The organism is Paludibacter propionicigenes WB4 (genome assembly GCF_000183135.1).
Classification (GTDB): domain Bacteria; phylum Bacteroidota; class Bacteroidia; order Bacteroidales; family Paludibacteraceae; genus Paludibacter; species Paludibacter propionicigenes.
The window spans coordinates 1,054,792-1,067,564 of sequence record NC_014734.1 but is presented as its reverse complement, the minus strand read 5'-3'; the positions used below and the strand labels follow the sequence as shown (position 1 = coordinate 1,067,564).

The window sequence follows — 12,773 nt, the reverse complement described above, 5'->3', positions numbered from 1 at the left end:
TAATATGTGATTGACTAAACAATGGTTGTATGTGCAACTAATAGGCTAAAAAAATTATTTTAGATTAGCCATGATCTTTTTTAAGACTACCCGGCTGGTGTTCAGCTCTTCGTCGGTGATGTTATTCAGCGTTTTGTTGGCCACCTGATGCACTATTTGTGTAGCACGTTGCTGTAGTGCCAGTCCGGCATCAGTTAGGTGAATCAGGTTGATTCTTCTGTCGTTATTATCCGATACGCGCGTTACCAGATTACGCTTTTCCAGCTTGTCTATAAGCCTTGTCATACTTGGTTTATCTTTAGCCGTCAGGTGGCAAAGAGTCTGCTGAGTTACTTTGTCTTTTTCCCATAAGCAGGCCAGCACCGACCACTGTTCAGTGGTGATATCAATGCCTTCGACTACAAATGCACGCAGAAAAGTACGGTTGATTGCGGCCGATATTTTACCGACTAGTATATTGAATATCTCATCATTTTGTAACTGTGTCATATAGTTGTGCTTTTAATAGTTGTTTAAACAACGGTGCAAAATTACAACTAATACTGAATAGACTGTATACGATTTAAGGACTTTAACGTATTAATTTTCTATGAATGGAAGAGGAGGCGTTTTCGAGGATGGATTATAAGCAATAAAAGCAAGCCTGAGAGCTTGCTTTTGATGGTCGATTTAAATAATATGCAGAGTCAAATGTTTATTTCTATTTAAATGAAAAAGTCCCATTAAGTATAACTTGTATGGGACTGATTGTATTAGAAAAAAATAATTGGCTTAAATTTCAGTAGTGTTTTCTTCTAACTCTTTGCCTAAACTTGACAGATTTAATGTTGGTAAAATTATTGGATCAATACCAGACAAAACAGTTAAAGTTGTAATGTATGACCGCAAATAAGGAAAAATTATAGCAGGTGCATTCATATAGAACAACTTTTCTAATTGACTTTTTTCAATTTGACTATCAAAAGAAAAGAATGAAACAACAGCAACCTCAATGTTAATTGTGTTCTCTTTGTCTTTAATATAAGCAGTTAGATTAAGTTGATAAGATGATTCGGATTTATTGATAATACCTTTTGAATCAAATGATATATTGAAGTTTTCACCAATCTCAACCGATTTCAGTTCAATAACTGATCGTTCAATCCTATATCCTTTAAATTGGAATGAAGATGTCTTTGTTCCGCTCATAATTTTTAAGCTGCTAATGCATAATTAATTTCTGTTGCAACACAAAACAAATCTTTCTCAAGTTCAAATAAATAATTAGACTTAAGAGGAGAACTTACAAATATTTGTTTTTGAATAGTAAATTCTGGTTCAGTGATTTGCGTCAAAGAATCTTCAGATACAAACAAAATAGTTTCTGGGAAAAACTCATTCTCAAAATTAAACATAAGTTCAGCCTCATATTTAATGTAATCATTGTTGGTTTGGTAAGTTTCCAACGGCTTTACCTCAATAATATGAGTTTTTGTGTTTTCATTGAATTGATATCTAAATGTCAATTCAGGGAAAACATTACTAATTTCATTCAATTTTTTCTTTAAGTAGTCTTTTGAGTTCATTTTATTATATTTACTAGAACGCTAAAATTTATACAAAAAGGATTTATGTATTAAAACTTTTCATTCAAGAACTTATTAATGTCTAACGCTTTTCTATATGCTTTGTTCGACTGATCCGAGGTAATTTCAATATCTTTATAATCAGAATGGATTCTGAATTCTTTTAAGTCACCTATATTTCTCTTAAATAGGACATATTCCTCAAAACCAAAATTTCTGCGAATTTCTTCAGAAATAAAACGAATTAGATATCCATGCTCATTTTCTGTTCCCGTTCTAACATTTAAATCTATTTGACTAAAAGAGATAGCATAATAATCAGGCAGAATTGACTTTATTCGTTGCAAGCAACTATAATATGAGCAATGCACACTGGGAGCGTATAAGTATTCTTTAATCAACACTTCGGCCGCATCAATATTGAACTTGGATTTTTCAAGTAATCTCGACATAGACTAAACAAAGATTTAATGGTATCGAATGCAGCTAACGAGGTGTAATTCTTTTGTTTGAACTGCAAAAGTAATAATTATAATTAGTAATAATTCTTAAACCAGTATTTATTTTTCAAAACTTAAGAAATTTATAAAAACAAACACCTCTTATTTAGCGTGAGATTATTTCTACCTAACCTTCTTAATTCTCAAAACATTTTGCAGTTATTAGAATGTCTGTTGTGGCATTATAAATCTTTTTCAGAATCCAAATATGGTATAATCCACTTTCATATTGCCGGTGGCGTCGGGTACGTTTTGCGAATCGCGTTTGCCGAATGGATAATGTTCCTGACGGGTGAAAGAGGTGAGGAGCAGACCCAGTTGTCGGTCTTTGCTGTTGGCACAAAGCTTTAGAATGGATTCGGCAACAAGTGTAGTGAGTGTGCTTACTGCGCTGGTCACGGGGCTGGATGCGCTCGATAGCATCCCGATGGTGCTAACCAGCGTGCTGATGTTTTTACCGGTGAGTATCTGCGAGAGGAGGGTAGCGTTGTCTACCAGCTCCTGATTGGATTTTATGGCCATTAGCATCCAGTTGATGCTTTCGGGGATGGTGTCGGACACAAATACGTTGTAACCCGTATCGCCGAAATAGATGATTTGATGGTCTTTTACGCGCTGTATCTGCGGCATTACGCGGGAACTCACTACCCGTGCCACGGCTTGCGACACCAATTCGCGCTTCTGAGCTGCATCGCTGGTGCGGAAAAACTCATTGAGCATGGGAAAATCGGCTTCGCCCAGGGTTACAAAGCTCATTAGTTGAACTTCGGTCATGCCCAATAGAGAGCCGTTGCTGTAAATCCGTAATTTATTTAATCTTAAATAGAACATAGACTGTTTGTGTTAGTTGTGTTGTTTACGTTTTCTGGTTTCTGTGTGTAACCTGAGTTTCAGGTAAGCCGTCCGAACGTAGCCCAGCTTGCCGTTGTATTTTACCATTACCCAGCCAGGAATATACACTCCACCGTCGAGAATGGTAAGGTGTGTGCCCCGGGGTATGGTGCAAATTATGTTGTTGGTAAGCTCAGGTGTCGATCTGAAATTGATGTCTGCGATGGTAACTCTTATCTGGCTCAGTGAGCTCAAGGTGAATGAGAGCAGAAACATTTGTAAAATTGCTCTTTTCATAGGGTGGTGCTTACGGTCATAATAATGCTGCCAGTTTATTGGCAATGAGTTTTAGTATATTGTTTTTGAATTCGTCTATTTTGATTTTAGCTAGTCCCACTTGTTTCAGCGTGTTCATTTCTATCAGTTCTTTTTTACCCAGCACTAAAAATTCAAGGTCTTCAACAGATATTTCTCCTTTCAGTAGTTCGTTTTTCCAGTTTTCGATATCGGTTTTCAGTGTGTCCAGTAGTTTTAGTCCATCGGCAGTGGCTTCGTTTTTATACTGCTTCAGGCTGCTTATTGCCAGAGCGCTTACTTCATCTTTGAGCGAAGTGAACAGTGTTTGTAAATCTATGTTTCCCATAATCGGTTGTTGTATTTAGTTAGTTTTTATATCGGCGAGTTTAATCTTTTGACTTTCCAGTCCGGCTATCTGGTCGAAAGCATCTCCTACAATTTTCTTTTCTTCCTGAATGAATATTGCGTTGAGCTTTTTATCTTTCTCCCATCGGTGGATGAATCCACCCAGTAAATGACCTTCGGGATTCAGTAGAATAGTCCACAGTTTGAGAGTTATTTCGTTCTTTGGCCGATTCTTCTCGTACTCGTAGGCTTTTTGTAGTTTAGTTTGTAATTCCTGCACGGTTTTTTCGTTTGCCGTGTAGTCGGTAGTAGCCAGTTGCATGGTGTTGAGTGCGTCTACTTTGAGCGATGTAGTTTGCACGTAGGCGTATTGGTCGAACGACGAAATGGTGGCACAGGCCGCCAACGTAACAATGATCACCAGGAGCGTCAGATAACGACGAAATGGTACGGATAAGTTGGTTTTCTTCATAATAGATTTTTTGATTTAGATGATTTATAACTTTGGTGCATTTGTTTTATATTGGGGCTTTGCCCCAAGCCCCACTTCATTTTTTGGCTTGAACCAAAAAACGAAGCAAAAAAGTTCAAGACTATGCCCGCTTCACTCGAAAAACTGGCGGTCTGAAAGCTAAAATCCCCAAACTCCTCCTTTCAGTCGTCAAACAGTGGGTATTTTTAAGCTTTCCTCCCTTGTTTTTCGGCTCATCGGACAAGGTCGCTCGTTTTCTCTCATTGAGCTCTTATCATAACAGATTTTATTGATTTAGATGATTGAAAGATATATGTCGGTGCTCTGCACCTCGTTTTTTCTATTCTATTTTATTCTACAAAGATTTTGGTGCTCTGCACCTTAAATTTGACGAGCCTCAAAGGGACAGCGTCCCGAGCTATTTGTAGAAGCGTAATTATTCTTGAATCCTGAGGTGCAGCGCACCGATATATTCTTTATCCTCATTTTCGATTATAAGGATATTTTCGGCCTCCCTCTATCTTGTATGGCATTCTCTACAGCAATAGTAGCATCCGTTGGATTGTGGATATGTTTCTTTTGCGTAGGCCAGGGCATCAGAACATGAGCGAAATATGCCCAGGTATTTTCTGTTTTCGAGCGTGGGAAGGTAAAGGCACACGGCAGTGTGTACTTCGTGGTCGCCGTTGGGTTGTGCATTTTTGTTTACGTAATAGTTTAGCACGATGAATTTGATATTAAAGTTATATTTCTTCAATGAAAGCAACATCGCTTCCTATTCAGTCGGGTTGCTGCCTTCATTGTTTTAATTTATTTTGTGGGTGTGTCTTTTTGAGATGTGGGTCGGCTGTTATTAGCAGCTTTCACCATTTCATCCAATTTGGCGTAGAGCTCTTTCCATCCCGGTTGGGATTTCATGGCTTTTACTACGTTGAGGTAATTACGCAGAGCTGATTCGAGGGTTTTGCGCATTGATGATGCTGATTCCATCATGTGTAGTTCGGAGTTCTCGCCGGCAATTTCATTAAACAGCTGTTCGAATTTTGACTGAGCTTCTTTGAGATGATCTACTATTGGTCTTAGTTGCATACGATCAATTTTCATCATGTTTTCAGGTTTATCGAGTTCCTCGATCAACTTTTTTAGTTGAGCTGTTTCTTCTGCCCATTTGTAACGATCCAGATCAATACCGTATTTCTCAATAATGGCATATAGATCTTTAGCATCTTGTTGGAAAGGAGAGCTTTTGGCTTTTGCATGTCCGATTAATATAGATTTTAGTCCGGCAAAGGGATTATCGCGTTCATCGTCGGCATCCACAAGCTGATCGCCTTTGCCAGTATAGAATTTTTTTGCGTAAACGCCATCGTATTCGTTATAAACTGTTTTTACGGCTGCCAGTAGGGGATTGTCTCTGACCATAGAAAATGCCGGTTCGTCTGATGTAACGATGGTACGTTGGCTTAATGTAGCCAAATCTTTAGTGCTAAGCGAAGTAAATGAAATTGTCATAATTAATAAGAATTTTATGGTTATATATTAGAAATAATGTATTAACATCTCGGGAAGTCTGTTTCACCATTGAAATAAGCATCCCGACATCTCGGGAAGTATGTTTCACTATTGAAATAAGCATCCTGACATCTCAGGAGATCTGTTTCACTGTTGAAATAAATGTCCCGACATCTCGGGAGATCTGATTCACTATTGAAATAAGCATCCTGACATCCCGGGAGGTCTGTTTCACTATTGAAAAACATTTCCCGATACCTCGGGAGAAGTATTTCAACCCTGAAACACTATTCCCGACTGTTCGGGCAACTGCTCGCTGGTTTAAATAAGCTTCAACAAAAAAAGATAAGCGGTACAGTCGGGAGAAAAAAGATTTAAACTTGTCCGGGTTATGGCAACTGTTCTCTGTTGGTCAAACAAATTTATTTTTTACTGTTCACTGTACTCTATATTAAATCCGACTATACCGCTTATCGGGGTTATTTTATTCAATCTGGAAGTCGCCAATCAGGTGCGTTGTTCCATAACTGATACGAACTACATAATCGCCTGCACTCTGACCGCTAAGCGATAGATTGACCACCGCTGTGGTGTCTGTATCTACTGTTTGGTATGTTATGAGTTGGTCGGCTGCATTGTACACTGCAACTGTGGCACTGCCAACCGTTGTTTCAAAACTTACTGTCAGGTTGGTAGAATTAATCTCTGCCGTAACCGGATACAAATTCACTGTCAAAGCATGAGGTTGTACGGGTGTCGGTGGAGGCGTATTATCCTTCCTGATAAGTATATCTGTTGCAAAACTTAACTGACTTGATAAAATAAAGCCTGCGATTAAACAAACTTTACATAACGATTTCAAGATTTTCATACGTAAAATAATTTGTTGAATTATGCCGTATGAAATTGACTTAGTTGTCTTTCATGTTCATGAACCACTTCGGAGTCTTAAATTCATCTCATAATGCAAAAATTCTTGTTGATTAAATACTTGTTTTCATAAAAATCCGAGCGATCGTTCGTTGGGCTAAGTTAGGGATAGTTTCAGAGGTTCACCAAATTTCAGGTAGCTAAACAGGGGTTCGCAGAGATGTTTACGAATGCTGAAAATGAGTAGATTATGTGTGTGTTTTCGGAAAAGTTGGGTTCGCAGTTCAGGATAGGACTGACAGAATCCACAAAATGACACCCACTGGGCGCCATCTGGTGGATATGTGCAACAATTTCGGTATAAATGAAAACGGATGGAGCGAACCTACGGATTATTCGGCCAGCATTCTGATGAGAAAATCGTTCAATTCGGACACTCCTTTCAGATTTACTTTGTTTGCCAGGCGTTTACGCATCGATTTCAGTCCGTCTACCGTATAGTCAAGCAGCAGGTAGATGTCGGTAGTGGGTATGTTCAACAGGGTCAGGCAGCACCAGCTTATTTCCTTGGTGGTGAGTGATGGGTATTGTTTCTTTAGTTTGCTTACCAGGTTGTTGAGTACGCTGTCCATTTCGGAGAAAAACAATTCGGGATTGTGTATCTGAAGCAATTCGTCATAGATTTTTCTATCCTGCAATACATTCTCTGCATGACTGGCTTTTTTTCGCTCATTGGCTCGTTTTGCTTTTAGTGTTTCTATTTTATGGAGCAGGTTTTCACTGTATTTACGCATTACGTCTTTTCTGATTCCGGCCTTTTGCTGTACGTGAGATTCCTCCAACAGTTTCTTTTCTTTCAGATTTTTGCTATGTTTCAAATAATAGAACACAAGACCCGATGCTACTACGCACATCAGCAGCACCAATGCAATCGAGAATCTGCTGTTGGATTTAATGGCTTCTTTTTTTGCACTGTGCATTGTTTCTATAAAACTACCTTTGGTTTGCGCGTCTATCTTGCGTATCGAGTCCGAACAATCCTGGTATTTAGGAATGTACTTCTTGATATCCTCCATGTTTTTCTTCGTGCTGGCACAGTTAGCCAGTACGCGGTAGCATTCCCGTTGTGTCCGAATATCCGGGTTATAGTTGAAAGCTCTTATGGCATAATAATAGGCGGAGTCCGGTTGTTCCAAATCAAAAAACAGATCGGACAGAAAATAATAACGGATAGCACGATTGTTTGCTATATAGGGATAGTTTATGATTTGCCTGTAATATACCAAGGCCGAGTCCGGTTTTTTGGAGTCGTAAAAGTTGAGTCCCATTTCCTGATATAAAGCTCCTTTTTGTAGCGAGTCTTTCGCGTATCGCAAAATTTTGGGATAATACGATTGCGCCAGTTGGTAACTCCCGGCTGCATGATAGGTTCTTCCAATGTTTAAGAGTGAGTAGAACGCCAGAACCTGCGAGTTTTCTTTTTTAAAGAATGAGTAAGCCGTTTTGTATTTTTGGCGTGCCAATGTATAATCTCTCTGGATATTATAGATATCGCCCAGATCGAAATAAATTCGTCCCAACAGCATGTTGTTTTTATAACCTGCGGCTTCATCGAGTGCTTTCAGGTAGAATTCTATAGCTTTCTCGTACAAAAAAACATACTTGTAGGATCTTCCTTTGTAAAGGTAGCAGGTAGCCAGCCGGTCCTTGTCGGGATGTTCTTCGTAATACGCTATAGAGTAATCGAGCAACGAGTCGGGCTTGAGCGGGAGCATCTTCTTGTCGAGCGTCTCTATCATAAGGAGTCCGTACAAAGCGCGCGCAGCACCCGATTGGTATTTATCGGGCGATATTTTCTGCAGCATACGATAAGCTGAGTCCGGTTGTTGTTCCAGCAGCTGTTCGGCGGTTTTCAGCTCATTGGGCATCAGCGAGCAGCCGGTTAAGCATAGACATAGCAGATATAAAAACAGTATTCGTTGTTTAGCGCACATAAACAGATAGCGGAGAGTTCAAGTGCAAAAGTAAACAATTTACGTTGTATTCCCAAAGGAGTTATCCCAAACCCCGTTCGATTGAGCTTGGGGTCTTGATCTTTTTCAGAATCGTTGACTCAGATTGATAAACGCGCGTCCGTTGTAGTTTTTGTCGGCATCAATACTCCCTTCAAAGTCGGCAGACAGTGTCAGCTTTTTTGATAACCGCCAGGAAAAGCTGAGGTCGGCCGTTTGCTCTTTCAGCGTTACCAGCGATATATTGGGCAGGGTGGTGGTTTTATAGTTGCTCAGGTTGTAATTTTCCCGCCTGTATTCCACATCTACCGATAGTTTTCCATCAATAATATCACGCGACAGGGTTATGCCATAGTCATTTCCATCCATATTGTCGGATTTGTTCATAGTGGCAAATAAAGTGGCCGATACGTCAATAAACGGCAGTTGAGAGTAGGTGAGGTAGGTGTAACCGTTCAATGCAGCCTTGCTGCTCGGGGTCTGTAAGCGATAACCAGCTGTTCCGCCCCACGACAGTTTTCTGAACGGACGGTAATTGAACTGAAAGCGGTAGCCCTGCCGGGTTTCTTTTTCCAGCAGACTGTCTCTTTTGCTTTTGTATGTTTCGTAGTAGTATATGTTTTTACGTGCGTCGTAGGATAGCGACAGCGACAGCTTTCTGAAAGGCCGGTAGCGCAGCGATACGTATGCACCCGTCAGGTCAATTGTATTGCTGGAGTCGCGGGCATTGTATAAATCCACTTCGAATGAACAGAATAAATCCAGGTTTTTCAGTAAAGAATTGCTGTGTTGGAAGTACATGAACCTCCGTCCTGTCTGAAATTTGGTCATTTGGTTGAAAAACGCCAGCGAAGTAAGCATATAGCCGCTCTCAGTCTGGATATTATGACTGGCAAATGCGGCAAACTGTAGCAGTTTCGGATCAAAACCATATACCGAATCGGGTCTGGAACCCACCAATGCCCCTACGGTGAAGTTCTTTAGTTTTTTCTCGTATTGCAGTCCATCCACAGCTCCTGCATTAGCCATGTTGATATTGATTTTTCGTCCCAGCGTAAGTGAGGATGTTTTGTCAAAGTCATATTTCAGATTCAGATCATATACTTTCAAGGCGTCGTGCAGCACCACATTATCGTTGAGCTTGTGGGTAAATGACAGGTTACTTTCCATCGACAGGTTCGAATTGCCAATGTGTCTGACGTTCAGACCCAGGTTGTAGCGAAACCGCTGGGTGGTTTGATAAAACGATGGCGAAGTAGAATATATATTGGTGTAGGATGACAGGGATAGTCGTCCATCTACCTTGCTTTTATGATCTTTGTAGGTTTCGGTCGCACCTACTTTGTTGATTGCAATATCGTTTACCGCAATGGGGGTTTGGGTTCTTTGTGCTACTACATCCAACGAAGCTTGTTTGGAATCTGTTCGTGGACGAGCATAAATAGGAGTAGACACCGAAAGTCCTACCGATGAAAGAGGCACAGCCATACACGAAATGGAAGATAAACTGCTTACGGTCAGTACGGGGACATACGCTTTATTTTTCGACAGGAATAGTGTGTCGCCGGGCTGAATTCCTTCGGTGCTTACAAACTGTACGTACACATGCTGCGAGCTCAGGTAAGATACTTTTCCCTCCAGAAACTTTCCGGTGTTTTGTCCGGAAAGAACTGAGCTACATAAAAATAATACGAAAATGAATATGTACTTCATACCTTTACCTTAGTATAGAGATATTTAATAGCTGTGTTTGATGTTGAACAACCGTATAACACTGAAAACGATTTATGGCAATTTGCCCGTACTGAAATCGTGGCATTTCCGGCAGCTTGGCTGATATGAACTGTTGTTTGTATGACAGTCTGTGCAACTGCTCCATTTTCCCTTGTGTTTGCCCGAATATATCTTTCCAAAACTGCCGTCGTGTTGTTTGAAACTAATCACATTCCAACCTTTGGAGCTGTGGCAGGCAGAGCAATCGAAAGCCATAAATTTAGTTTTATGCGCAGCCACCGAATTGTTATTGTCCACACTGTGGCAACTGCTGCAATTGGGCGATAGTTTTGTTTTATAATCGTTATTTATATGGCAGGCATCGCAGGCCAGTTTATGCCCTCCGGTCAACGGGAAAGCTCCGTGGTCAAAGCCTTTGCCATAAGAATTCCAGTCGCGCCCCACCATGTTATGACAGCGTGCACAGTCGGTATCGAAACCTACAGCACGGTGGTTGGGAGTTGTCGTTGCATCATATTTTGCTTTATGACAGGCATAACAATCGGTACGTATGTTTTTGAACTGAAGCGATGATGCAGAGGTATGACAGCGGTTACAGTCGGCCGCTGCGTGAGCACCTGCCAAATCGAATCCGGCTTGGCGGTGTAGTTGTTTAATTTTAGTCACTATCCAGGAGTTCGGAGTGTGGCAGCGAGCGCAATCACGCCCTACGGTACCCTGATGCACATCGGCATGGCAGCTAGCACAGTCGGTCGACGCTTGTTTAAAGTCCAGCGACTTGTGGCATTGCCGGCAACTGACAGTTTTATGCTGACCCACTAACGGGAAGTGCGTTTTGTTATGATTAAAACCACCGTCTTTGATTTTCTTCCAGTTATCGGCAGTATGGCACACCGCACAGTCAATTTTAAAGTTGGCTCCGTGCGGAGAATTAACGGCAGTAACACTAAGAGTCAGTGTGGATAATATGTACAGCAATAGTTTACGCATATTGTACGGGCTAACTTATGAATGACAGGTAGAACATTCGATGCTCTTAAATTTGTATTGAATATAGGTTCCTTTTTCGTCTGTTACTCGTTTGTGGCATGCGTCGCATTTTACAGTTGCGTGTGCCCCATCCAGTTTAAATCTTGACGTGTTATGGTCATATTTTGTTTTATGCCAACTCTCAGTAGTGTGGCATTGGGTACAGTTCGTTCTTCCGTTTACTTCAAACTGACCAACGTGCGGATTATTGTGACAAGCTGCACAGTCTTTCGATAATCCGGCAAATTTCTGTACTCTTACTCCCTTATCATTCTTGCGATAATGGCATTCGGCACAAGCTACTTGTGCATGAGCTCCATCCAGTTTAAATCCTGTTTTTGAATGATCAAAGTTAGGCTTTTTCCAACTGTTCACCGTATGGCAAGCCGTACAGTTTTCATTAGGCATAAACCTGTCGGGAATAAATCCTTTGTGTACGTTTTTATGACAGTCAACGCATTTACTGCCACCGATGTTTCTGAATGTCCACCCGGTTGCTTTCTGGTGGCATGCATTACAGGCTGTGGCCTGATGAGCCCCTTCTAATGGAAACTTAGTTTGTTTATGCTTCTCAACAGAGAACGTACTTGGCGAAAACGATTTCTCTGTATGACATTGCTTGCAATCCGGCGAAACACCGTTCTTTGCAAATTCTCCTTTATGATAGTCTGTATGACAATCCGAACAGCGATTGTGCCTGATAGGGTCGGTCATTTTTCCTTTATGACATAATTTGCAATCTACTGTTTTATGCGCACCTACCAGCGGAAATCCCGTTTTATCATGATTAAACGTACTAATTCCTTTTATAGTATGGAATGATTTTTCGGTATGGCATTGTTTACAATCCTGCCCAAATCTGTTTTCGTGCGGATCTTTGTGGCAGGCATTACAATTGGCAAATTCGAGTCCTCTGAATTGCTGAACAGGTTTACCATCAATAATCTGAGTTTTGTGGCATTTGTCGCAAGACACAGTTTTGTGTTCGCCCAGCAGAGGAAATCTTGTGGTGTTATGATCAAAATTACTTACTTTCTTAAATGACTCGAAATTGTGACAGCTAGCGCAGTTTGCCGACATTCGGCCTTTATGAAAATCTTCGTGACAGCTTAAACATTGCTTGTTAAGTCCCAACATAGTGCCCGGTTTGTTTTTCAATTTCGGGTCGGTAATGAATGCGGGTTTATGGCAGGCTTTGCATTCTTGTCGGGCATGCACTCCTTTCAACTCAAAGCCGGTTTTGCTGTGGTTGAAAGTCTTTTTGTCCAGTCGGATTAATTGAAAATTACGACCGTGATGCTCGTTATGGCATTCGGTACATTGCTTTCCGGTAACATCGGCGGAAGCGTGAAATCCTTTGTTGGCGTTGATATTGGCCTGAATCTCTTTGTGACAGCTTAAGCATTTTTCGCGGGTAACTTTATTGCTGCCCACCGAGTGGCATTTGGTACAATTACTTACACCCTCTAAACCGGCATGGGCTTTGCTTAAATCGCCCGGCGATATTTGAGCGACTGCTCGGGGAATGAGTAGAAGTAAAATTCCAAGTATAAGTAATTTTGTCTTACAGTTCATAAGAAAATGTCAATAATTTCTCCGACAATAA

The 12,773-nt window shown here is 40.8% G+C and carries 15 protein-coding genes; all 15 read right to left on the bottom strand.

Translation table 11 applies throughout. The features are described 5' to 3' along the window. Nucleotides 1-54: 54 nt before the first annotated feature. The 15 genes from PALPR_RS04360 to PALPR_RS04295 all read right to left on the bottom strand — a co-directional run bounded on the left by PALPR_RS04360 (nucleotide 55) and on the right by PALPR_RS04295 (nucleotide 12,742). Entirely contained in the window at nucleotides 55-489 is a 435-nt protein-coding gene (locus PALPR_RS04360; protein WP_013444403.1) for a MarR family winged helix-turn-helix transcriptional regulator, read from the bottom strand. Between the two features lie 282 nt (nucleotides 490-771). Then, nucleotides 772-1,188 (bottom strand): protein-export chaperone SecB, encoded by a 417-nt coding sequence (locus tag PALPR_RS04355; protein WP_013444402.1) that lies wholly within the window; start codon nucleotides 1,186-1,188, stop codon nucleotides 772-774. A 5-nt stretch (nucleotides 1,189-1,193) separates the two neighbouring features. Next, on the bottom strand, nucleotides 1,194-1,565 hold the full coding sequence (locus tag PALPR_RS04350) for a hypothetical protein (protein ID WP_013444401.1): 372 nt from the start codon (nucleotides 1,563-1,565) through the stop codon (nucleotides 1,194-1,196). Between the two features lie 50 nt (nucleotides 1,566-1,615). Then, nucleotides 1,616-2,017 (bottom strand): hypothetical protein, encoded by a 402-nt coding sequence (locus tag PALPR_RS04345; protein ID WP_013444400.1) that lies wholly within the window; start codon nucleotides 2,015-2,017, stop codon nucleotides 1,616-1,618. Between the two features lie 243 nt (nucleotides 2,018-2,260). Further along, the gene (locus PALPR_RS04340) at nucleotides 2,261-2,896 is read right to left on the bottom strand and encodes a hypothetical protein (protein ID WP_013444399.1); all 636 of its coding nucleotides are present in this window, start codon (nucleotides 2,894-2,896) and stop codon (nucleotides 2,261-2,263) included. A 12-nt stretch (nucleotides 2,897-2,908) separates the two neighbouring features. Then, entirely contained in the window at nucleotides 2,909-3,193 is a 285-nt protein-coding gene (locus tag PALPR_RS15640; RefSeq protein WP_083807173.1) for an SH3 domain-containing protein, read from the bottom strand. Between the two features lie 16 nt (nucleotides 3,194-3,209). Beyond that, complete coding sequence (locus tag PALPR_RS04335) at nucleotides 3,210-3,539, bottom strand: hypothetical protein (RefSeq protein ID WP_013444398.1); 330 nt, start codon at nucleotides 3,537-3,539, stop codon at nucleotides 3,210-3,212. Nucleotides 3,540-3,554: 15 nt separating this feature from the next. Then, entirely contained in the window at nucleotides 3,555-4,010 is a 456-nt protein-coding gene (locus tag PALPR_RS04330) for a hypothetical protein (RefSeq protein ID WP_013444397.1), read from the bottom strand. Nucleotides 4,011-4,527: 517 nt separating this feature from the next. Next, nucleotides 4,528-4,779 (bottom strand): hypothetical protein, encoded by a 252-nt coding sequence (locus PALPR_RS04325; protein ID WP_013444396.1) that lies wholly within the window; start codon nucleotides 4,777-4,779, stop codon nucleotides 4,528-4,530. 41 nt (nucleotides 4,780-4,820) lie between these two features. Beyond that, on the bottom strand, nucleotides 4,821-5,522 hold the full coding sequence (locus PALPR_RS04320; RefSeq protein WP_013444395.1) for a DUF6261 family protein: 702 nt from the start codon (nucleotides 5,520-5,522) through the stop codon (nucleotides 4,821-4,823). A 484-nt stretch (nucleotides 5,523-6,006) separates the two neighbouring features. After that, nucleotides 6,007-6,393, bottom strand: coding sequence for a DUF3244 domain-containing protein (locus tag PALPR_RS04315; RefSeq protein WP_013444394.1), 387 nt, complete (start codon nucleotides 6,391-6,393; stop codon nucleotides 6,007-6,009). 391 nt (nucleotides 6,394-6,784) lie between these two features. After that, nucleotides 6,785-8,320: a tetratricopeptide repeat protein gene (locus PALPR_RS04310; protein ID WP_013444393.1), complete on the bottom strand. Its 1,536-nt coding sequence runs from the start codon at nucleotides 8,318-8,320 to the stop codon at nucleotides 6,785-6,787. Nucleotides 8,321-8,491: 171 nt separating this feature from the next. Next, the gene (locus tag PALPR_RS04305; protein WP_013444392.1) at nucleotides 8,492-10,117 is read right to left on the bottom strand and encodes a hypothetical protein; all 1,626 of its coding nucleotides are present in this window, start codon (nucleotides 10,115-10,117) and stop codon (nucleotides 8,492-8,494) included. Nucleotides 10,118-10,189: 72 nt separating this feature from the next. Then, a complete protein-coding gene (locus PALPR_RS04300) occupies nucleotides 10,190-11,128 on the bottom strand; it encodes a hypothetical protein (RefSeq protein WP_013444391.1) in 939 nt (312 codons plus the stop codon). A 15-nt stretch (nucleotides 11,129-11,143) separates the two neighbouring features. Continuing rightward, entirely contained in the window at nucleotides 11,144-12,742 is a 1,599-nt protein-coding gene (locus PALPR_RS04295; RefSeq protein ID WP_013444390.1) for a cytochrome c3 family protein, read from the bottom strand. Nucleotides 12,743-12,773: the final 31 nt, after the last annotated feature.

Excerpts from the sequence above, each read along its gene's own strand:
- PALPR_RS04360 (WP_013444403.1), bottom strand. The coding sequence starts at position 489 with ATGACACAGTTACAAAATGATGAGATATTCAATATACTAGTCGGTAAA.
- PALPR_RS04355 (WP_013444402.1), bottom strand. The coding sequence starts at position 1,188 with ATGAGCGGAACAAAGACATCTTCATTCCAATTTAAAGGATATAGGATT.
- PALPR_RS04350 (WP_013444401.1), bottom strand. The coding sequence starts at position 1,565 with ATGAACTCAAAAGACTACTTAAAGAAAAAATTGAATGAAATTAGTAAT.
- PALPR_RS04345 (WP_013444400.1), bottom strand. The coding sequence starts at position 2,017 with ATGTCGAGATTACTTGAAAAATCCAAGTTCAATATTGATGCGGCCGAA.
- PALPR_RS04340 (WP_013444399.1), bottom strand. The coding sequence starts at position 2,896 with ATGTTCTATTTAAGATTAAATAAATTACGGATTTACAGCAACGGCTCT.
- PALPR_RS15640 (WP_083807173.1), bottom strand. The coding sequence starts at position 3,193 with ATGAAAAGAGCAATTTTACAAATGTTTCTGCTCTCATTCACCTTGAGC.
- PALPR_RS04335 (WP_013444398.1), bottom strand. The coding sequence starts at position 3,539 with ATGGGAAACATAGATTTACAAACACTGTTCACTTCGCTCAAAGATGAA.
- PALPR_RS04330 (WP_013444397.1), bottom strand. The coding sequence starts at position 4,010 with ATGAAGAAAACCAACTTATCCGTACCATTTCGTCGTTATCTGACGCTC.
- PALPR_RS04325 (WP_013444396.1), bottom strand. The coding sequence starts at position 4,779 with ATGTTGCTTTCATTGAAGAAATATAACTTTAATATCAAATTCATCGTG.
- PALPR_RS04320 (WP_013444395.1), bottom strand. The coding sequence starts at position 5,522 with ATGACAATTTCATTTACTTCGCTTAGCACTAAAGATTTGGCTACATTA.
- PALPR_RS04315 (WP_013444394.1), bottom strand. The coding sequence starts at position 6,393 with ATGAAAATCTTGAAATCGTTATGTAAAGTTTGTTTAATCGCAGGCTTT.
- PALPR_RS04310 (WP_013444393.1), bottom strand. The coding sequence starts at position 8,320 with ATGCCCAATGAGCTGAAAACCGCCGAACAGCTGCTGGAACAACAACCG.
- PALPR_RS04305 (WP_013444392.1), bottom strand. The coding sequence starts at position 10,117 with ATGAAGTACATATTCATTTTCGTATTATTTTTATGTAGCTCAGTTCTT.
- PALPR_RS04300 (WP_013444391.1), bottom strand. The coding sequence starts at position 11,128 with ATGCGTAAACTATTGCTGTACATATTATCCACACTGACTCTTAGTGTT.
- PALPR_RS04295 (WP_013444390.1), bottom strand. The coding sequence starts at position 12,742 with ATGAACTGTAAGACAAAATTACTTATACTTGGAATTTTACTTCTACTC.